The following is an 18,807-nucleotide window of genomic DNA, read 5'->3' on the forward strand; positions in this document are numbered from 1 at the left end:
TTCAAAACTCGTTTCACAAACGAACCCAACCCATATTGGGTCCGCCGGAAGCGCGGAAAAGAGCCGATTACTGCAATCGAGACTTTAGATAATTTCAATCGCGCTCAGCATTTCAAACGCCCCGATCAGCAGGAAGGCGACCCCGCCCGCTACACTGATCGCGCGCAGCGGAAGCGCCCGCCACCCCGCTTCGCCGAGCATCAGTGCAGGGATGATCGCCACTGCGCTCCCCAGTGCGCCGCCGACCCCGGCCAGCCATGGATACGGCCCTTGCACCGCAAGCGCGAAGAGCAGGAATTGCGCGCGTTCGCCAAACCCCAAGAGGAATGTACCGACGAACGAATTGATCGCCGCCCCCAGTCGCCATCGCTCCAACCGGTCGGGTTGCCTGGTGCGGAACATCATGCCCATGCCCGCGGCGAGCATGGCCAGCGCAAGCAGCAACGCCCCCGATCGTTCGTTCATCATCGGACGCACCATGGCCGCCCCGCCGACCGCGATCGCCGCGAGCGCTATCTGGGCAAGGACGATGCCTGCCCAAAGGCGCGCCGGTGCGCGATAGCGTTCGCCCAGAATTGCCGCGAGCCATGCGTTGCGGTCGGTGGCGGACGCAATCAGCACCGCGATAAAGGCTGGAACCAGCGAATCCATTTGCTATCGATCAGCTGGCGCCCGGTGCCGAATCATTGCGCATCGCCCGCTGCCGCTTCAACATATGGCCCGGTGCATGATGCCCCGTCATCCGCAACACCCCCGCTTTTCGTCTGGCATCGTACACGAACCACGGTTAATAGTCGGTGGATCAGCGCTGACGCTTGACAAAGCGGCCGCTTTTGCGCCATGCGGCCGCGTCTGTAAGCGGCGGGTCCGGCCTGGCTGGGCGAGCGCCGCTTTTTACGTTTAATCGAAGCCTCGAAGGACATTTGGGTCATGGCCAAGCCGACCACCGTGAAGATCAAGCTCGTCAGCACGGCTGATACCGGCTTCTTCTACGTGACGAAGAAGAATCCGCGTAACCAGACCGAAAAGCTGACCTTCCGCAAATATGATCCGATCGCGCGCAAGCACGTCGATTTCAAGGAAGCGAAGATCAAGTGATCCTGGGGCAGGCCGTCCGCCTGCCCGATCACGTTGCAGGATGATCCGGGGCCGCGGCGACGGCCCCGTTCGTGTGCGCCTCGCACCGGTCAGGCGAGTGCCTTTACCTCTTCGATGAACCGCGCCAGCGCGATCGGTTTCGACACATAGGCATTGGCCCCCGCGGCGCGTACCCGTTCCTCATCCTCGCGCCCGACATAGGCGGTAACTGCCATGATCGGCACGTTTTTCAATGTCCTGTCGGCGCGCAACCGGCCGATCAGTTCCAGACCCGTGACATGCGGCAACTGGATGTCGGTAATCACCAGATCGGGCGACACTTCTTTTGCGCGCGCCACCGCCTCGCGCCCGTCGCGCACCGGTTCGGCGGTATAACCGTGCGCGCGCAGCAGGTCGCAAAACAGCTTCAGGTTGAGTTCGTTGTCCTCGACAACGAGCACGGTCTTTGCCACGGCCCCATTTCCCCTGTGTAACTGGTGTAGCTTTAACGATGGCGGCAACCGACACCAACCCAAACGAATCGGCACTGATTACGGCGCTTGGCGCGCTTGGGTGGATATTGCGTTCCGATTCGCGCGCCGAACGTCTGCTGGCGCTGACCGGCCTTGATGTCGAAACGCTGCGACAGCGCGCGGACGATCCGGGCCTGCTCGCCGCAACGCTGCGCTTTCTGGAAAATTACGAACCCGATCTGCTCGCCTGCGCAGAGGCGCTGGATATCGAACCCGGCGACATGATAGCTGCGCGGCGTACGCTGGAGGACCTATGCGACCGCTGATGATCTGCGACTGCGACGAGGTATTGCTGCACATGGTGCGGCATTTCGGCGCGTGGCTGGACGAAGAGCACGACATCGACTTTCTGGTCGAACAGGGCAGCTTCGAACAGGCGATGCGCCGCCGGCCCTCCGGGGATCCGGTGGCGCGAGAGGAAATGTGGGCGCTGCTCAGCGGTTTCTTCCCGGCGCAGATGGATCGCCAGACGCTGGTCCCCCATGCCCGCGAAGCGCTGGGCGCGATTGCCGAGGTCGCCGATATCGTGGTCCTTACCAATCTTCAGGACCATTGCCGCGATCACCGCATCGAACAGCTTGCCGCCCATGGCATCCGCCATCGCGTGGAGTGCAATCAGGGGGGCAAGGGCGATCCGGTGGCACGGCTGGTGGCGGAACATGGCGGCCCGGTCACGGTTTTCGTGGACGATCTTGCCGTGCATCACAGTTCGGTTGCCGAACATGCGCCCGGCGTTCACCGGCTGCACATGGTTTCCGAACCCGACCTCGCCCCGCATATTGCGCCCGCCCCCGACGCGCATGCGCGAATCGATGACTGGCGGGCGGCGCAGAAATGGATATTGGCGCGCCTTTCCGGTGCGCCCGCCGAATGAATTGAAGGACAGGACAGACAGACGATGAACGACTCGATCGAAACCAGGCTGAAGCAATTGGGGCTCACCCTGCCGGAGGCGGCGGCGCCCGTCGCATCCTATCTGCCGACCGTCGAACATGGCGGCCTTCTTCATATTTCCGGCCAGCTTCCCTTTCGCGACGGAGAATTGATGTCCGGCCGCCTGGGCGAGGATCGCGATATCGAATATGGTCAGCAGGCGGCGCAGCGCTGCGCCGTGATGCTGGTGGCGCAGATGCGCCGCGCGCTGAACGATCTCGGCCGGGTCGAACGGATTGTGAAGCTTGGCGTATTCGTCAACAGCGCGCCGGATTTCATCGATCAGGCAAAGGTCGCCAACGGCGCTTCGGAGTTAATGCAGTCGCTGTTCGGGGAAGCCGGACGGCACGCCCGCAGCGCGGTCGGCGTTGCGGTTCTTCCGCTCGGCGCGGCAGTGGAAGTCGACGCGATGATAGCGGTAAAATAATCGGAATTCACATCTGTCGCTATGTGGCGGGTGCGCAACAGGTTATTACCGTAATTTCGCATTAACGCGAATTTTATTGTGCGCGTGCTTTGGCAGCGGCACTATCGCCCTGTCGCTGTCACTGCGCGCATTTCAACGACGCGCGGGCGGGCGGCCGCAGGAGTGACATCGCAACGTCTGAAGAAAGGGACACGATGCGCTTCACTACCATGCTTATTGCCGGGACGGCCCTGCTTGCCACGGCGACACCCGCACTGGCGCAGGACACCGCCCCGCCGTCTCCCATCACGGTCAGCGGCGGCGCGACGCTGGTCAGCGACTATCGCTTTCGCGGCTTCACCCAGAACGGCGAAAACGCGGCGATTCAGGGCACGCTGAACATCAACAGCGATACCGGCTTCTATGTCGGCACCTGGGCTTCGAGCATCAATTTCGCCGGCAATACCGAGGTTGATCTGTACGGCGGCTACAGCACCGAAGTGTCGCCGGGCATAACCGTCGATGCGGGCCTGCTATATTATCTCTATCCCAAGCACGGGAATTACGACACCGACTTCTTCGAACCCTATCTCAACCTGTCGGGCACGCTTGGTCCGCTGGAGGCGAAGGTCGGCGTCAACTATGCTTGGGAACAGTCGGCGATCAGCGATTATTCCTCGGTCTATGTCCATGGCGATGTCAGCACCGCCATCCCCAATACCCCTGTCTCGCTGAACGGTCATATCGGTTACGCGAAAAGCGACAGCTTCCTTGGCGGGCTTGACGGCGATGTGATGGATTATTCGATCGGTGCGACCACCAACTGGAAAATGCTCACGCTGGGCATCTCCTATGTGAATACCGACGCGCCCGAAAGTGTCTGGGCGGACGGCAATAATTACAAGGAAGATATCGGTGCCGATGGTGCCGTAATCTTCAGCATCGGCGCCTCCTTCTGACGCGCTGAACACAAAAAGCGCCGCCTCGCCCTGAAAACAGCAAGGCGGCGCTTTTTCGTTCGGCTGGTTTGCGCCTCGCCAGCGCGCAACACGCTATTGCGGCGTGGTCACCCGCGCATCCTGCCCGTCGCCCGCCGGGGCGGCAACGATGTCGCGGGTCGTGCTGCCCTTGTCGACGACGCGGGTTTCCGTGTCGCCCGCGGCCGACCGCACGCCCGGATCGGACGTGTCGTTGCCAGCAGCGTTCAACGCCTCGCTCTCGACCGCGCTGCGCTTTGCAGGGCCGCCGAACATCGCCTCGAGTGCCTGTTGTGAGGCGGGGTCCTCATTCGCGCGCGCCACGCCCGGCTGGGGCGGGGTCAGCGAATAATCGGGCGGGATCACCAGCGGCGGCTGGCGCGCGACCGAAAATTCGTCCGGTCCCTTGTGGAGCAGCGTGCTTCGTCCGCAGGCGGAGAGCAGCACCAGGGCGCCCAGCCCCGCTGCGGTTACCAAAGATTTACGCATTCGCATTCTCCACTGTGGCGCGATGTTTCTTGTCCTTGTCGCGCACCAGAAATGCACGCGCGAGCAGGATCAGGACGCCGATGGTAATCGCCGCATCGGCGACGTTGAAGACCAAAAAGGGTTGAAACTTACCGAAATGAAGGTCGGCATAATCGACCACGAAGCCAAGCCGCACGCGATCGAGGATATTGCCGAGCGCCCCGCCCAGCACCAGTCCCAGCGCCACCAGGTCGGGACGGCTTTTCTCGCGCGAAATCCAGACGGCGACACCCAGCGCGATCGCGGCGGTAAGCCCGACCAGCGCCCAGCGCATCGCGGCGCTTCCCGCCGGCAGCAGGCCCAGCGACACGCCGATATTTTCGACATAGCGCAGATTGAATATCGGCAACACGCGAAGCACGTCGCCCAACTGGTCGACACCAAGCGGGCCGGTCACCAGCCATTTGACCAGCTGGTCCGCCACAAAAACGGTCAGCGCCACGATCAGCGCCATGATTCGGGTTCGATTCATCTACTCACAACCTCGGCGCAACGATAGCATAGCGCGCCGTCCGCTTCGACTTCGGGCAGGTGTCGCCAGCACCGGCCGCATTTGTTCTTGCCGGTGCGCTCTACCTTGATTTCGCCTTCGCCGCGATGAACTTCGGACGAAATGAAGATTTCGGACAGATGATCGGCAGGCAACGGCATTTCCGCCACCCATATCTCTGCTTCGTTGCTGGAACGTATCACCTTTTCGCGGCGCAGCGGTTCGATCGCTTCGGTCACGCGCTCGCGAAGCGCTCTGACATCGGCCCAGTTGGTGCTGATCGCATCGTCGCCCGGCAGGTCGGGCAGGTCGGGCCAGGTTTCGAAATGCACCGACCCGTCCTCGCTGGGGAAACGGGTCTGCCACACTTCCTCGGCGGTGAAGACCAGGATCGGCGCAGCATAGCGCACCAGCGCGTGGAACAGGATGTCCAGCACCGTGCGATAGGCGCGGCGGCGCGGCGAATCGGCCGCGTCGCAATACAGGCAATCCTTGCGGATATCGAAGAAGAAGGCAGAAAGGTCCTCGTTCGCAAACTCGCTGAGCGCGCGGGCATAGCGATGGAACTGAAACGCATCGACCGCGCTGCGAAGTTCGGCATCCAGCGCGCCGAGGCGGTGAAGAATATACAGTTCCAGTTCGGGCATTTCCCGCACCGGAACCTTTTCCTCTTCGCAAAACCCGTCGAGCGCGCCAAGCATGTAGCGGAAGCTGTTGCGCAGCTTGCGATAGGTATCGCTGGTGCCCTTCAGCACCTCATCGCCGATGCGCACATCCTCGAAATAATCGGTGCTCGCCACCCACAGCCGCAAAATGTCCGCGCCCGACTGGTCCATGATCTTCAGCGGGTCGACGACATTGCCGATCGACTTGGACATTTTGCGCCCGTTTTTGTCGAGCGCGAAACCATGGGTGAGCACCGCGTCATAGGGCGCACGCCCGCGCGTGCCGCAGCTTTCGAGCAGCGACGACTGGAACCAGCCGCGATGCTGGTCCGACCCTTCCAGATACAGGTCGGCGCGAACCCCCTCGCCATAGCGCGCCTCGACCACGAAAGCGTGCGTCGACCCTGAATCGAACCACACGTCGAGAATGTCGGTGACCGGCTCATAATCGGCCAGATCATAGTCGCCGCCGAGCAGCGCCTGATGATCGGCGGAAAACCATGCATCCGCGCCGCTCTCGCGGAACGCATCGAGGATGCGGCCATTCACGCCTTCGTCGCGCAGATAATCGCCGCTGGTGCGATGAACATACAGCGGGATCGGCACGCCCCAGGCGCGCTGGCGGCTGATTACCCAGTCGGGGCGGCCTTCGACCATCGAACGGATGCGGTTCTTCGACCGTTCGGGCACCCAGCGCGTCTGTTCGATCGCGTCGAGCGCAGTACCGCGAAGCGTCGCGCCATTATGGTTGACCGCAGCGCTCGCCGGGGGGAGCGAATCTTCATTGACGTGCATCCCCGTAGCTTCGGCAATGTCCTCGCCAACCGCATGGCCTTCACGCACCCGTTCGGGCAGCGGCTGATCGAGCGGCGCATCCATCGGGATGAACCATTGCGGCGTGCAGCGGAAGATGATCTTCGCCTTCGACCGCCAGCTATGCGGATAGCTGTGACGCGTCGACTTGTCGTTTCGCGCAGATAGCAATGCACCAGCGTCCCGCAGGTCATTGCAAATCGGACCGTCCGGCGCAGTAAAGTTATCGTTGATAACGCTCCGGCGTCGATCGTCGTCACCGCCTAGCCAAGGCCAGTCGTCGCGATAGCGACCATCGTCCATTACCGCGAAAACGGGATCGATGCCATTCGCCTTGCACAGCAGGAAATCGTCCTCGCCATGGTCGGGTGCCATATGGACGAGTCCCGTACCCGCATCGGTCGTGACGAAATGCGACCCATCAAGGAACGGGCGCAGCTTTGCGTAAAACTCGCCGCGCGCATGCATCGGGTGGCGGGCCTTGGCTCCGGCGAGCTGGATACCTTGAAACTGATGCCGAACAAATTGCTTTAAGGCCTCGACATCGTCGGTATCGCTCGGTTCGTCATCAAATTTTTCGATCGTTAAACCAGTCCGCTCCAAGAACTTATCGATGAGGTCGAAGGCAATAACATACCTGTTCCCATCACTAGCTTTGAGGTGCTGGTAGTAGATCGCCTCGCCATAAGCCAAGGCCTGATTAACCGGGATCGTCCACGGCGTCGTGGTCCAGATTACCGCATGCGCACCGCGCAGCTCCGGTGCGTTCGGCGCTTCGACAATCTCGAACGCGACATCGATCTGGGTCGAGGCGATGTCCTCATATTCGACCTCAGCCTCGGCCAGCGCGGTCTTTTCGACCGGCGACCACATCACCGGCTTCGCACCGCGATATAGCTGCCCGCGCTCGGCGAATTTCAAAAGCTCGCCCGCGATGATCGCCTCGCTCTCGAACTTCATGGTAAGGTACGGATCGTCCCAGTCGCCGATCACGCCCAGCCGCTGAAACTGGTCGCGCTGCACATCGACCCATTTTTCGGCATAGGCGCGGCATTCGGCGCGGAACGCGACCGGATCGACCTCGTCCTTGTTCAGCTTCTTCTTGCGATACGCTTCCTCGACCTTCCATTCGATGGGAAGGCCGTGACAGTCCCAGCCGGGCACATAGGGCGCGTCCTTGCCCAGCAGGGTCTGGCTGCGCACCACCAGATCCTTCAGGATCTTGTTCAGCGCATGGCCCATATGCAGGTCGCCATTCGCATAAGGGGGGCCGTCATGCAGGATGAACCGCTCCGCGCCCGCGCGGCTCTCGCGCAGCCTGGCGTAAATGCCGATGCGCGCCCAGCGTTCCAGAATGGCGGGCTCCTTCTGGGCAAGCCCTGCCTTCATGGGGAAATCCGTCTTCGGCAGGAAGACGGTGTCGCGATAGTCCTTGGTTTCGTCGGTCATGAGTGCGCGCAGCGTTAAAGCAGGTGGCAGCGCAAAAAAAGCGGGAAATCTCCCCCATGGCCCACGCCGCAACGAATCATTGACCATCATTTGCCGGAACCCCGCGCCACCGGCAGGAGTCGATCATGCGAAGACCCTATCGCAGGGAGCAACAAAATGGGATCGACACAAGACGATATCGGCCGGATTGCCCGGTCCATCCTTGCGCGGCACGGCACCGCCGCGTCAGCGCATGTAGAGGCGCAGATCGAAGCGGCGCGAGCGGCCGGGGGCTGGGACGCGCTCAACCGCTGGCACCGGGTCCGGCTGCGGCTCATCCGACTGAACCGGGATAGATCGGATTTCTACATGCGAACCGGGCCGATGCCGGTTAGCGAGTGCTCAGCACCGCACGCGCGCGATCGCAATCGATCTCCATCTGCCGTTTGAGGGCATCCAGATCGTCGAACTTTTCTTCGCCGCGCAGATATTCGATCAGTTCGACCTCGATCGTCCGGCCGTATAAATCGCCGGAGAAATCAAAGAAATACGGTTCGAGCAGTTCGGTCGGCGGGTCGATGCTGGGGCGGATACCCAGATTGGCCGCGCCATCAACGATGCGACCATCGGGCAACATCCCGCGCACCGCGTAAATCCCGTATTTCGGGCGCAGATAGCTGTGCAGCCGTAGATTGGCGGTCGGATAGCCGAGTTCGCGCCCCAGTTTCGCGCCCGGCTCCACAACCCCGCGAATCGCGAACGGCCGGGTGAGCAGTTGCGCCGCCTCGCGCGGATGCCCTTGCTGAAGGAGGGTGCGAATCCGGCTCGACGAAACGACCGCCGCGCCATCCCCCACCGGGGCGACCGCCTCGGCGGTGAAGCCGAGCGTTTCACCCAGCGCTCGCAGCATCGCGACATCGCCTTCGCGCCCGCGGCCAAAGGTGAAATCCTCCCCGGTCACCACACCGGCCGCACCCAGCGGCCCGACCAGATGTTCGGCGAATTCGCGCGCGCTCAGCTTCGCCAGACGTGCGTCAAAGGTGAAGACCAGCATCGCATCCGCCCCCGCTTCGCCGAACAGGCGCTGGCGCTGGTCGAGCGTGGTCAGGCGGAAGGGCGGCGCATCGGGCTTGAAATAGCGTACCGGATGCGGATCGAACGTCGCGACGATCGCCGGGCGGCCCTGTTCCCGCGCCCGGTCGATCGCGCGCCCGACCACTGCCTGGTGCCCGCGATGAAATCCGTCGAAATTGCCGAGCGCGACGATACCGCCACGATAATCGGGCGGGACCGCCGAGCCGCCGTCCAGCCGCTCCATGACGCCGCGCTATAGGGAAGCGAAAGCGCGCTGCCAATCGGCGGCGGTCGCCACGCTAAACATCCTGCGCCAGCCGCCCGTACAGATCGGGGCGGCGATCGCGGAAGAAACCCATGCCCGCGCGATGGCGCTTCGCCCGGTCGATGTCCAGCGTCGCGCTGATGATGCCTTCCTCCTCGCGCCCCAGTTCGGCAAGCACATCGCCCCATTCGTCGCAGATGAAGCTGGTGCCGTAAAAGGTCTGATCACCTTCCCTGCCGATGCGGTTGGCGGCCACGACCGGCACCACGTTCGACACCGCATGGCCCAGCATCGCGCGCCGCCACATCCGCGCGGTGTCCAGCTCGTCATCATACGGTTCGCTGCCGATCGCGGTGGGATAGAACAGAACTTGCGCCCCCATCAGCATCATCGCTCGCGCCGCTTCGGGATACCATTGGTCCCAGCATACGCCCACGCCCATCGGAACGGGCCCATCCCATACGCGAAAGCCGGTATTGCCGGGGCGGAAATAGAATTTCTCCTCATATCCCGGCCCGTCGGGAATATGGCTTTTGCGATATACCCCCGCGATCCGGCCATCGGGGCCGATCATCGCCAGGCTGTTGTAATGATGCGGCCCATCGCTTTCGAAAAAGCTGGTCGGGATATGGATCGCCAATTCGCTCGCCAGCGCCTGCATCGCCATCACGCTGGGATGGTCCGCCGCGGGCCGCGCATTGGCGAAGAGCGCTTCATCCTCGACGCGGCAGAAATAATGATCCTCGAACAATTCGGGCGGCAGCACGACCTGAGCGCCGCGCCCCGCGGCCTCACGCACCATGTCAGATATTTTGGCGATATTGGCGGCGGTTTCGGTCGAAAAGGCGCATTGCAGCGCGGCAACGGTGATCTCGGTCATAGGCCGCTATCTAATCCGCCCGCACGCGAATTGCAGCCCCGTTACGCGGCGAATCGGGCGCATCGACCAGCGCGCGCTCCAGCCAGCGGCGGGCGGGTATATGGGGAAGCACCAGCAGCGCAAACCACAGGGCAAGAAGTGAAACGAGCATGGCAGTCCCCTTTCGCCGAAAGATGGGATCACCGCCCTGCCGCGACAAGCAGGCGCTGCCTTACCGCGCCGGTATCTGCTGGCTGATGCAATGGAAGCTGCCGCCGCCGGTCAGCACATGATCGGCGCGCAGGCCGACCGTTTTGCGATCCGGGAACAGCGCACCGATCGCCGCGACCGCGCGATCGTCACTTTCCTGCCCGTATAGCGGGACGACGACCGCGGCATTGCCGATATAAAAGTTCATATGGCTGGCGGGCACAATGTCGCCGTTCGAATCGACCACACGTCCGGGCGACGGGATACGCACCAGATCGACGCCGAAATCCCGCGCCGCGCGCGCCGCCGCTTCATAGACATGCGCGTTGGGATCGTCCGCCGCCGGTTCGGGAAGCGCGAGCAGGTTGGGCGCGACGAAACGCGCCAGATTATCGACATGCCCGTCGGTATGGTCGGCCGCCAGTCCTTCGTCGAGCCACAACACGCGCGTACAGCCAAGGTCGCGCTGCAACCGCGCCTCGGTCGCCGCTTCGTCGACATCGCCGTTGCGATTGGGATGGAGCAGGCATTGCCGCGTCGTCACGATCAAACCGGTGCCGTCGCCGTCGATCGCGCCGCCTTCCAGCACCCAATCATGTTGGGCAACGGCCATGGCGCGCTTCGCGGCCAGCCGCACGCCGATATCTTCATCGCCCGGATATTCGTATTTTCGGCCCCAGCCGTTGAACCCGAACCGGTGCGCCTGCCCCGCCCCGTCAAGGATCACGCCGGTATCGCGAAGCCAGACATCGCCGAACCGCTCGACCTCCACCTGCACGCCCGGACCGACCAGCGCGCGCGCCGCACCGGCCGCCGCCTCATCCGCGGCGATCAGCAGCACCCGTTCCCCCGCACCATCCGCATGGACGGCGTTCGCAAAAGTGGCGGTTTCGCGCTGCGCCGCCTGAAATGCATCGCCCCATAGCGCCGCATTGCTGGGAAAGCCGATCCAGACGGCCTCGTGCGGCGCCCATTCGGGCGGCGGGGGTAAAGCTATGCTGGCCATTGCCGGGCACCTAGCGGCTTCCCGGCCCGGCGAAAAGCCCGTCAGTCGCCGCCGCGCGACTGATCGCGAATCTTGCGGAATTCGCTTCCTTCATACCAGTTCGGCCATGCATCGCCTTCGGCCAGTTCGCGGCCGAGCCGGTAATAGATTTGGAGGTCCTGAAGCGCGCCCGACCAATCCCAGTCGGGATCATATTCGTCCTGCGGCTTGTGATAGCGATTGTCGGTATAATCCTTGTCGGCGGCTTCACCCGCTTCCTTGCCGCCCTTGACCAGATCGTTGCCGCTGGTCGCGTCGAGCATGGGCACGCCTTTTTTGGCGAAACTGAAATGGTCGGACCGATAATATCCGCCCGCTTCCGGGTGCGGTTCGGATTCGATTACCCGCCCCTCATCCGCCACCAGCGGCTTGATCATATCCTCAAGCTCGGATTTGCCGGCCCCGACCACGACGAAATTCTTTGTTGCGCCGTTCGCGTTGAGCACGTCCATATTGACCCCGCCCACCGTCTTCGACAGCGGATAGACGGGATTGGCGGCATAATAGGCCGATCCCAGCAGACCCGATTCCTCGGCCGTAACGGCAAGGAACACCTGGCTGCGCCTTGTCGGCCCCGCCTTTGCATTTGCCTGCGCCAGCGTTACCAGCCCGGCCACCCCGCTGGCATTGTCGAGCGCGCCGTTGCAGATATCGTCGCCATCGACCGCGTCGCATTTACCCAGATGGTCCCAATGCGCCGAATACAGCACGACTTCGTCGGGAGCCTCGGTTCCGGGCAGGATGCCGATCACATTCTTCGACGCCTGGCGCCGGATCGAATTGACGAAGCCGGTCGACGCTTTCAACCCCAGTGGAACCGCGTGGAAGCCCTTGCGCTTCGCCGCTTCGGCGAGCTTGTCGAAATCCTTGCCCGCTGCGGCGAAGAGCTTTTTCGCCGCGTCGAGCTGAATCCACCCGATCGCCTTCGACTGGTCCATATGATCGCCCGCGATATCGGGTTCGAGCTGCGGCCCGGTCCAGCTGGACCGCACCACGCCCCAGCCATAGGATGCCGGTTCGGTCTGGTGAACGATGATAGCGGCAGCCGCGCCCTGCCGTGCAGCCTCCTCATATTTATAGGTCCAGCGGCCGTAATAGGTCATCGCCCGCCCCTCGAAGGGGCCATCGCGGTTCATCGTTTGCCAGTCGGGATCATTGACCAGAATGACGACCGTCTTGCCCTTCACATCGACGCCGGCATAATCGTTCCACCCGCGCTCGGGCGCGTTGATGCCATAGCCGACGAACACGACATCGCTGTTCGAAAGGTCGATTTTCGGCGTCACCTGATACGTGGCGACCACCATATCGGTGCGATAGTCGAGGCTGATCGGCGCGCTGCCGCCGGTGAAGGTCAGCGGCTTCACATTCTGCGCGGTAATCTCGACCAGCGGTACGTCCTGAAGCCATTTGCCGTGATTGCCGGGCTTCAGCCCCGCCGCCTTGAACCGGCTGACGATGTAATCGAGCACGGCCGGCTCCGTCTCGCTTGCCGGAGCGCGTCCTTCGAACTTGTCGTCGGACAGTTCCTTCGTCACCGATTTCAGCGTGTCGACCGACAGGTCGGGCGCGGCCGTCGTGGTCTGCGCATAAGCAGGCGTTGCAAGTGTAGATATTATGGCGCTGATGGCGAATATGGTGCGCATGAAAGGTCTCCCCCGTTGAACCCGGGGTGTACCATAGCGAGGCATGGCGTCTTGTCGAACCGACAATAAAAAAGGGCGGCCCGATCGGACCGCCCCGTTTTTCGCCATTCGGGCCGAATAATCAGCGCGAATAGAATTCGACCACCAGGTTCGGCTCCATCTTCACCGGATAGGGAACCTCGTCGAGTTGCGGCACGCGGGTATAGGTCACCTTTGCCGCGCCGTCGGGGGCGACATAATCGGGAATCTCGCGCTCGGGCAGGCTCTGCGCCTCGATCACCAGCGCCATTTCCTGCGCCTTGGACCCCAGCGTGATTTCATCACCGGGCACGATGCGGCGCGACGCGATGTTGCACTTCACGCCGTTGACGCGGACATGGCCGTGACTGACAAGCTGGCGAGCGGCAAAGATCGTCGGCGCGAACTTGGCGCGATAGACGACCATGTCGAGGCGCTGTTCAAGCAGGCCGATCAGGTTCTGCGAGGTATCGCCCTTCATGCGCGACGCTTCCTCATAGGAGCGCTTGAACTGCTTTTCGGTGATATCGCCGTAATAGCCCTTCAGCTTCTGCTTGGCGCGCAGCTGGATGCCGAAATCCGACATCTTGCCCTTGCGGCGCTGGCCGTGCTGGCCGGGGCCGTATTCGCGCTTGTTCACCGGGCTCTTGGGACGACCCCAGATGTTTTCGCCCATCCGGCGGTCGATTTTATACTTGGCGCTCGAACGCTTCGACATATCTTATTTTCCTCAATTGCGAATGACGTTGACCCGGAAGCGCATATGCTTCCTGATCGCGGTCCCGGTTATCGCCCACGCATATGCGCAGGGCCGCCGCTTCACCGGGGTGCGGGGCCGATTGCGAAGTGCGCGCAGCTACCGGCGCAGCACGCTGGAGTCAAGCCGGTTCGCCGTCGCGGCGCAGCAGGCTGGTCCGCGCCAGCAGCGCGAACAGCGCGGTCATCACCGCCGACACCAGCGCCGCGATCCAGAAACTGCGATCGTGCGCCGACCGATATGCAATCGCGCCGATGACGGTCCCGCCGAAAAAGGAAAGCCACAGGGCGAAATCGCGCACCCAGGCAAAACGTGCGTCGCGCCCCATCAGCGAATTGGCAAGCTTCTGACCGAAGCGAACCAGCGTTCCCGTCATATAGGTAAGCCCGATGCGGATATCGCCGTTGCGGCTGAACACGCCGTTTTCCGCGCCCATTCCGGCGGCAAGCGCGATCACCGCAAGGCCGTCGAACCCCGCCATGCGCAGAATGGCTGCGATGACCAGAAACACCGTGCACGTCATCATCACCGGCGCATGGGCGGTGCCCGGCGTCGCCTGCGCAACGATGGCGGACACCACGACGCCGCACAGAAAGGCGGTGATCAGCGACCCGGCAGTGAACACGTCGCCCCATTGCGCATAGCCAAGCCCGATCCCCAGCTGGGTGGTATTGCCGCTCATGAACGAAGCGAAGAAACCACCGATGCTGGTATAGGCCAGAACATCGACGAAACCGGCCAGCGCGGCAAGAAGAAGCGCTGCACCGAAAAGCGGAACGGATGTGCGTTGCATGGCGCGCCTTTTCGCGCATTGCGCCATGGCTTTCCACCCCGTGCGCGCAATAAATTCACCAAAATCGGGGCCCCGCCGGTCACGCCATGGTTGCAGCGGCATCAAAAGCGGCTAAGGGCGCGCGCCATGACCCCGCCCCTCGCTTGGCAAATCGGACCGCTGCTCCCCTGGCTGGACCTCGTCTCCATCGCGGTGTTCGCCGCGACGGGGGCGGTTGCCGCGACTCGCGCCGGGCAGACGCTGGTCACCGCCACCTTCTTCGCACTGATCACCGGTGTGGGCGGCGGCACGCTGCGCGACCTGTTGATCGACGCGCCGGTGTTCTGGGTTCATGACCGGCTGGTCGCAGGGATCTGCATCGCGGTGGCGACGCTGGTCTGGGTGACGCCCGAACGCTGGTGGCAGGGCAAGGTGTTCGCATGGCTCGATGCAAGCGGTCTTGCCGCCTATGCGGTGTTCGGCGCGGCGAAATCGCTTGGCTTCGGCATTCCGCCGGTACCCGCGATCGTACTTGGCATCGTAAACGCCTGCGCCGGCGGCATCATCCGCGACATGCTCGCCAACGAACCGTCAATCCTGATGCGCCCCGAATTATATGTCACTGCCGCCGCGCTGGCGGCTTCGGCCTATGTCGGGCTGCACCTGCTGGGTGCGCCGTCGTTCGTCGCGGCGCTCGCGGCGACCGGCGCGGGCTTCGGCCTGCGCGGCGCGGCGATCCACTGGAAAATCGCGCTGCCCGCCTATCGCGGCAAACGCTGAGGCGGGGGCGCCCTCCTTATCGCAGGCGATCAGGGAACGGCGTGTTCGATCACCATCCGGGCGAGTTCGCGATCCCCGGCCGACGGCGCGACCGGACCCAGCCCCGCGCATTCGAGGCAACGCGCCTGCACCGATCCCGCCTGCACCAGCCGCCGGGCATCGCCCAGCGCCTGCGCCAGCATCGCGCGGCGTTCGGCACCAACGCGAGCGAACAGGTCGGCATTGCCCGCGCTGACATGGTCATTGTCCTTGTCATCGCCCTGCCGAAGCAGCGACGACAGCAGCTTTTCAAACTCGCTCGGCTTTTCGGCGAGATAGTCGGCATGGACATTATCAGGTTTCAGCTTCGCGCGCTTCGCCGCTTCGGCAATCGCGGCGTCCAGCCCGCCGAACTTGTCGACCAGGCCGAGCTGCCGTGCATCGCCGCCCGCCCAGACGCGGCCCTGACCGATCTGGTCGACGCGCTGCGGCGTCATGTGGCGCGATTTGGCGACAAGCGACACGAAACGCTGATAGCCGTTTTCGATCTGCGACTGCATGATCCGGTCGAATTCAGGGCTGGTTCCGGCAAGCACGTCCGGCTGCCCCGATAGCGGCGTCGTCTTCACCCCGTCGGCGTTCACCCCGATTTTCTTCAGCGCATCCTCGAATGTGGGGATGATGCCGAAAATGCCGATCGATCCGGTGATCGTGTTCGGCTCGGCGAAAATCTCCTCGCCCGCGGTCGACACCCAATAGCCGCCGCTGGCCGCCAGCGATCCCATCGACGTCACGACGGGCAGGCCCTTGGCGCGCGCCTGAAGGATCGCCTGGCGAATCTGTTCGGACGCAAGCGCCGAACCGCCCGGCGAGTCGACGCGCACCACCAGCGCCTTCACCTTGTCGTCCTTCAGCGCGTCGAGGATCAGTCGCGAAATCGTTTCGCCGCCGGCCGTGTCACGCCCCGATTCCCCATCGACGATTTCGCCCGCCACGGTGATGACCCCGATCGCATCGCCCGATGTCGAAAGCGGATGAACCGACAGCCAGTCGCGATAGCCGATCGTGTTGAAGCTGCCGGCGGGCCGGTCATCGGGGGTTCCGACGATCTTCGCGACGCGCTGCCCGAATGCGATCCGGTCCCCGACATGGTCGATCAGCTTATAGCGCAACGAAGCCTGGGACAGGTCGCCATTTACCGCTTCGATCGCCGATGCGGGATCGGCAAGAATGGTCTTGATATCGGCCTGGGGACGGAGTTTCGCGACCGCTTCGCGCCACTGGCTGAAAATCGTGCCGTACAATGCCTGCATCGCTTCGCGCGCGGCGGGCGACTGGTCGGAACGCATATAGGGTTCGACCGCCGATTTGTATGTGCCAACGCGATAGATGTGCGCGTTAACGCCCAGCTTGTCGATCAGCCCTTTGTAATATAGCTGCGACCCGCCCGGCCCGCGGATCAGTACGCCGCCCATGGGATCGGACCAGATCTCGCTCGCGGCCGAAGCGAGCATATAGCCTGAATCGGTATAGGCGGTGGCATAGGCAAGCACCGGCTTGCCGCTCTTGCGCACTTCGGCGAGTTTTTCCGCCACGCTGGTCAGTGCCGCCGGATAGCCGCCCAGAAACCCGTCAAGGTCGAGCACGACCGCCTTCACCCGGTCGTCGCTCTCCGCCGAATCGAGCGCGCGCAACAGGTCGCGCACCGCGAATTCCTGCGTCACCTTCCTGCCGGTCAGCGTCGCCGTCGGATCAACCTTTGCAGGCTGTTCGGTGATCGTGCCGTCCAGCGAAAGCAACAGGGCGCCGTTGCTGATCGACGCCTTGTCCGGCCGTGCCGAAAGCAACGCGAACAACAATCCGAAGAAGACAAGCAACAGGATGAGGACGAGCGCGTCCTTGATCCCCACCAGGATTTTCCAGGCGCCGCGTACCAGTTGCACCAATCATTCTCCCGCACATATCGCCGCCAGACGCGACCGCGCCTGGCCTACACAAACAGTGTTAATCGGGCAATACGCCGCTGGTTTCGCGCGAAAAGCTCGCGGCGGCAAAAGCGGTGCGCAAAACCACGCGCGGGCTGCTACAGGCGCCGGCGATGGATTCGCTTCCGCTCAGTCACTCGCCCCTGACCGGTGCCGCACCCGCCGACTGGCGCGGCGAACTGCGTGCGCTGTGGCGGCTTGCATGGCCTCTGGTCGCTGCCAATCTGCTGCAGATGGCGGTCTATGCCAGCGACGTTATCTTCGTCGCGCGGCTGGGGACCCAGGCGCTCGCCGCGGCGACGCTGGGGGTATATTATTACACGGTGCTGATGTTCGCCCTGATCGGTCTGGTAAGCGCGGCATCGCCCGTTATCGCCGCCGAACTGGGCCGACGCGGCCATGCGGTGCGCGAAGTGCGCCGGTCGTTCCGAATGGCGCTGTGGGTCGGCACCTTCGCCGCGCTCCCGCTCTTTCCATTTCTGCTGTTCGGGGAAACCGTGCTGCGCGCGCTGGGGCAGAATCCGGCTGCTGCTGCTGCAGCGGGCGATTACCTCGACATCCTGCTGATCGCGATGATCCCCACCATGGCATCGGCGGTGCTGCGCATCACCGTTTCGGCGCTCGGCCGTCCCGGCTGGGCACTTGCCGTCACCGCGCTGGCGCTCGGCGTCAATATCGTCGGCAACTGGGTGCTGGTATTCGGCAATCTGGGCTTCCCCGCGCTTGGACTGCAAGGTGCCGCAATGGCGAGCACGATCACCAGCTTCGCGATGCTCGCCGCCTATGTCGGCATCCTGTTCGCCGACCGACATCTGCGCCGCTATCATTTGTTCGGTAACTGGTGGCGCAGCGAATGGAGCCGGTTTGCCGAACTGGTCCGGCTGGGCGTGCCGATCGCGCTGACCATGACGTTCGAAGGCGCGGTGTTCAGCGCCGCCGCCTTCCTGATGGGACTGATCGGGGTGACCGAAGTCGCCGCGCACGCCGTTGCGCTGCAGATCGCGGCGCTTTCCTTTCAGGTGCCCTGGGGGATCGGGCAGGCCGCGACCATCCGCGTCGGCATGGCCTATGGCGCGCGCGATCATCGCTGGATCGCAATAGCGGGGCGCGTGGCGCTCGCCATGGGAATCGGGTTCATGGCACTGACTGCGGTCGCGCTCTGGCTGGCGCCGCGATTCTTCGTTTCGCTGTATCTCGACATCGACGCGGCCAATGCGCGCACGGTCGCGCTTGCCGTACAGTATCTCGCCGTCGCCGCGCTTTTCCAGTTGTTCGACGGGGCGCAAGCGGTGGCGGCGGGCGTACTGCGCGGACTTCAGGATACCCGCGTGCCGATGATCATCGCCGGCTTTTCCTATTGGGCGGCGGGGTTCGGCACTGCGATCCTGTTCGGCTTCACGCTCGGCTATGAAGGCGTCGGCATATGGATCGGGCTGGCCACCGGGCTTGCCTTTGCCGCGGTGATGCTGTGCGGTAGATGGGGCATGCGGGCGCGGCTGGGGCTTTTGCCGTAGCGCGAACACGGCTCGCCGTGCCCTGTCATGGCGTTGCAGATTTTTGTTCCCAT

General features: G+C 63.4%; 20 protein-coding genes. 7 read left to right on the top strand and 13 right to left on the bottom strand.

The features are described 5' to 3' along the window. Positions 1-84 precede the first annotated feature (84 nt). Positions 85-651: a TMEM165/GDT1 family protein gene (locus KY084_RS06920; protein ID WP_219237728.1), complete on the bottom strand. Its 567-nt coding sequence runs from the start codon at positions 649-651 to the stop codon at positions 85-87. 279 nt (positions 652-930) lie between these two features. Between KY084_RS06920 and rpmG the strand changes: the two genes are divergently transcribed. Continuing rightward, entirely contained in the window at positions 931-1,098 is a 168-nt protein-coding gene (gene rpmG, locus KY084_RS06925; RefSeq protein WP_219237729.1) for a 50S ribosomal protein L33, read from the top strand. A gap of 89 nt (positions 1,099-1,187) precedes the next feature. On the opposite strand, the gene KY084_RS06930 is transcribed toward rpmG, so the two are convergent. Beyond that, positions 1,188-1,550, bottom strand: coding sequence for a response regulator (locus KY084_RS06930; protein ID WP_219237730.1), 363 nt, complete (start codon positions 1,548-1,550; stop codon positions 1,188-1,190). A 38-nt stretch (positions 1,551-1,588) separates the two neighbouring features. Between KY084_RS06930 and KY084_RS06935 the strand changes: the two genes are divergently transcribed. From KY084_RS06935 to KY084_RS06950, 4 genes are all read left to right on the top strand, one after another. Next, positions 1,589-1,876 carry a DUF3572 domain-containing protein gene (locus tag KY084_RS06935; protein ID WP_219237731.1) on the top strand — a complete coding sequence of 96 codons (288 nt, stop codon included), beginning with the start codon at positions 1,589-1,591 and terminating at the stop codon, positions 1,874-1,876. Then, positions 1,864-2,484, top strand: a complete 621-nt coding sequence (locus KY084_RS06940) for an HAD family hydrolase (protein ID WP_219237732.1) — start codon at positions 1,864-1,866, stop codon at positions 2,482-2,484. Before KY084_RS06935 ends, KY084_RS06940 begins: the two co-directional genes overlap by 13 nt. A gap of 24 nt (positions 2,485-2,508) precedes the next feature. Next, positions 2,509-2,970, top strand: a complete 462-nt coding sequence (locus KY084_RS06945) for a RidA family protein (protein WP_219237733.1) — start codon at positions 2,509-2,511, stop codon at positions 2,968-2,970. Between the two features lie 194 nt (positions 2,971-3,164). Further along, complete coding sequence (locus KY084_RS06950) at positions 3,165-3,908, top strand: TorF family putative porin (protein WP_219237734.1); 744 nt, start codon at positions 3,165-3,167, stop codon at positions 3,906-3,908. A gap of 93 nt (positions 3,909-4,001) precedes the next feature. On the opposite strand, the gene KY084_RS06955 is transcribed toward KY084_RS06950, so the two are convergent. From KY084_RS06955 to KY084_RS07000, 10 genes are all read right to left on the bottom strand, one after another. Further along, a complete protein-coding gene (locus KY084_RS06955) occupies positions 4,002-4,415 on the bottom strand; it encodes a DUF3035 domain-containing protein (protein WP_219237735.1) in 414 nt (137 codons plus the stop codon). Next, the gene (gene lspA, locus KY084_RS06960) at positions 4,408-4,926 is read right to left on the bottom strand and encodes a signal peptidase II (RefSeq protein ID WP_219237736.1); all 519 of its coding nucleotides are present in this window, start codon (positions 4,924-4,926) and stop codon (positions 4,408-4,410) included. Before lspA ends, KY084_RS06955 begins: the two co-directional genes overlap by 8 nt. Continuing rightward, a complete protein-coding gene (gene ileS / locus KY084_RS06965) occupies positions 4,923-7,871 on the bottom strand; it encodes an isoleucine--tRNA ligase (protein WP_219237737.1) in 2,949 nt (982 codons plus the stop codon). Before ileS ends, lspA begins: the two co-directional genes overlap by 4 nt. A 370-nt stretch (positions 7,872-8,241) precedes the next feature. Then, on the bottom strand, positions 8,242-9,168 hold the full coding sequence (locus KY084_RS06970; protein ID WP_219237738.1) for a bifunctional riboflavin kinase/FAD synthetase: 927 nt from the start codon (positions 9,166-9,168) through the stop codon (positions 8,242-8,244). Between the two features lie 55 nt (positions 9,169-9,223). After that, positions 9,224-10,069, bottom strand: a complete 846-nt coding sequence (aguB, locus tag KY084_RS06975) for an N-carbamoylputrescine amidase (protein WP_219237739.1) — start codon at positions 10,067-10,069, stop codon at positions 9,224-9,226. A gap of 10 nt (positions 10,070-10,079) precedes the next feature. Continuing rightward, positions 10,080-10,220 carry a hypothetical protein gene (locus tag KY084_RS06980; protein ID WP_219237740.1) on the bottom strand — a complete coding sequence of 47 codons (141 nt, stop codon included), beginning with the start codon at positions 10,218-10,220 and terminating at the stop codon, positions 10,080-10,082. Between the two features lie 60 nt (positions 10,221-10,280). Next, the gene (locus tag KY084_RS06985; RefSeq protein ID WP_219237741.1) at positions 10,281-11,264 is read right to left on the bottom strand and encodes an agmatine deiminase family protein; all 984 of its coding nucleotides are present in this window, start codon (positions 11,262-11,264) and stop codon (positions 10,281-10,283) included. Between the two features lie 41 nt (positions 11,265-11,305). Then, positions 11,306-12,949 carry a M28 family metallopeptidase gene (locus KY084_RS06990; protein WP_219237742.1) on the bottom strand — a complete coding sequence of 548 codons (1,644 nt, stop codon included), beginning with the start codon at positions 12,947-12,949 and terminating at the stop codon, positions 11,306-11,308. 121 nt (positions 12,950-13,070) lie between these two features. Then, on the bottom strand, positions 13,071-13,685 hold the full coding sequence (rpsD, locus tag KY084_RS06995) for a 30S ribosomal protein S4 (protein ID WP_219237743.1): 615 nt from the start codon (positions 13,683-13,685) through the stop codon (positions 13,071-13,073). 160 nt (positions 13,686-13,845) lie between these two features. Continuing rightward, on the bottom strand, positions 13,846-14,517 hold the full coding sequence (locus KY084_RS07000; protein WP_219237744.1) for a YoaK family protein: 672 nt from the start codon (positions 14,515-14,517) through the stop codon (positions 13,846-13,848). Positions 14,518-14,643: 126 nt separating this feature from the next. Between KY084_RS07000 and KY084_RS07005 the strand changes: the two genes are divergently transcribed. Then, positions 14,644-15,276, top strand: coding sequence for a trimeric intracellular cation channel family protein (locus tag KY084_RS07005; RefSeq protein WP_219237745.1), 633 nt, complete (start codon positions 14,644-14,646; stop codon positions 15,274-15,276). 29 nt (positions 15,277-15,305) lie between these two features. Here KY084_RS07005 and sppA read toward each other — a convergent pair whose 3' ends face one another. Further along, positions 15,306-17,198, bottom strand: a complete 1,893-nt coding sequence (gene sppA / locus KY084_RS07010; protein ID WP_219237746.1) for a signal peptide peptidase SppA — start codon at positions 17,196-17,198, stop codon at positions 15,306-15,308. Between the two features lie 155 nt (positions 17,199-17,353). Between sppA and KY084_RS07015 the strand changes: the two genes are divergently transcribed. Continuing rightward, complete coding sequence (locus KY084_RS07015) at positions 17,354-18,754, top strand: MATE family efflux transporter (RefSeq protein WP_219237747.1); 1,401 nt, start codon at positions 17,354-17,356, stop codon at positions 18,752-18,754. Positions 18,755-18,807: the final 53 nt, after the last annotated feature.

The sequence above is a fragment of the Stakelama flava genome, assembly GCF_019351405.1.
Lineage (GTDB): Bacteria > Pseudomonadota > Alphaproteobacteria > Sphingomonadales > Sphingomonadaceae > Sphingomonas > Sphingomonas flava_A.

Excerpts from the sequence above, each read along its gene's own strand:
- KY084_RS06955 (WP_219237735.1), bottom strand. The coding sequence starts at position 4,415 with ATGCGTAAATCTTTGGTAACCGCAGCGGGGCTGGGCGCCCTGGTGCTG.
- KY084_RS06980 (WP_219237740.1), bottom strand. The coding sequence starts at position 10,220 with ATGCTCGTTTCACTTCTTGCCCTGTGGTTTGCGCTGCTGGTGCTTCCC.
- KY084_RS06945 (WP_219237733.1), top strand. The coding sequence starts at position 2,509 with ATGAACGACTCGATCGAAACCAGGCTGAAGCAATTGGGGCTCACCCTG.
- lspA (WP_219237736.1), bottom strand. The coding sequence starts at position 4,926 with ATGAATCGAACCCGAATCATGGCGCTGATCGTGGCGCTGACCGTTTTT.
- KY084_RS07005 (WP_219237745.1), top strand. The coding sequence starts at position 14,644 with ATGACCCCGCCCCTCGCTTGGCAAATCGGACCGCTGCTCCCCTGGCTG.
- KY084_RS06950 (WP_219237734.1), top strand. The coding sequence starts at position 3,165 with ATGCGCTTCACTACCATGCTTATTGCCGGGACGGCCCTGCTTGCCACG.
- KY084_RS06935 (WP_219237731.1), top strand. The coding sequence starts at position 1,589 with ATGGCGGCAACCGACACCAACCCAAACGAATCGGCACTGATTACGGCG.
- rpsD (WP_219237743.1), bottom strand. The coding sequence starts at position 13,685 with ATGTCGAAGCGTTCGAGCGCCAAGTATAAAATCGACCGCCGGATGGGC.
- KY084_RS07015 (WP_219237747.1), top strand. The coding sequence starts at position 17,354 with ATGGATTCGCTTCCGCTCAGTCACTCGCCCCTGACCGGTGCCGCACCC.
- KY084_RS06970 (WP_219237738.1), bottom strand. The coding sequence starts at position 9,168 with ATGGAGCGGCTGGACGGCGGCTCGGCGGTCCCGCCCGATTATCGTGGC.
- rpmG (WP_219237729.1), top strand. The coding sequence starts at position 931 with ATGGCCAAGCCGACCACCGTGAAGATCAAGCTCGTCAGCACGGCTGAT.
- KY084_RS07000 (WP_219237744.1), bottom strand. The coding sequence starts at position 14,517 with ATGCAACGCACATCCGTTCCGCTTTTCGGTGCAGCGCTTCTTCTTGCC.
- aguB (WP_219237739.1), bottom strand. The coding sequence starts at position 10,069 with ATGACCGAGATCACCGTTGCCGCGCTGCAATGCGCCTTTTCGACCGAA.
- ileS (WP_219237737.1), bottom strand. The coding sequence starts at position 7,871 with ATGACCGACGAAACCAAGGACTATCGCGACACCGTCTTCCTGCCGAAG.
- KY084_RS06985 (WP_219237741.1), bottom strand. The coding sequence starts at position 11,264 with ATGGCCAGCATAGCTTTACCCCCGCCGCCCGAATGGGCGCCGCACGAG.
- KY084_RS06920 (WP_219237728.1), bottom strand. The coding sequence starts at position 651 with ATGGATTCGCTGGTTCCAGCCTTTATCGCGGTGCTGATTGCGTCCGCC.
- KY084_RS06990 (WP_219237742.1), bottom strand. The coding sequence starts at position 12,949 with ATGCGCACCATATTCGCCATCAGCGCCATAATATCTACACTTGCAACG.
- KY084_RS06940 (WP_219237732.1), top strand. The coding sequence starts at position 1,864 with ATGCGACCGCTGATGATCTGCGACTGCGACGAGGTATTGCTGCACATG.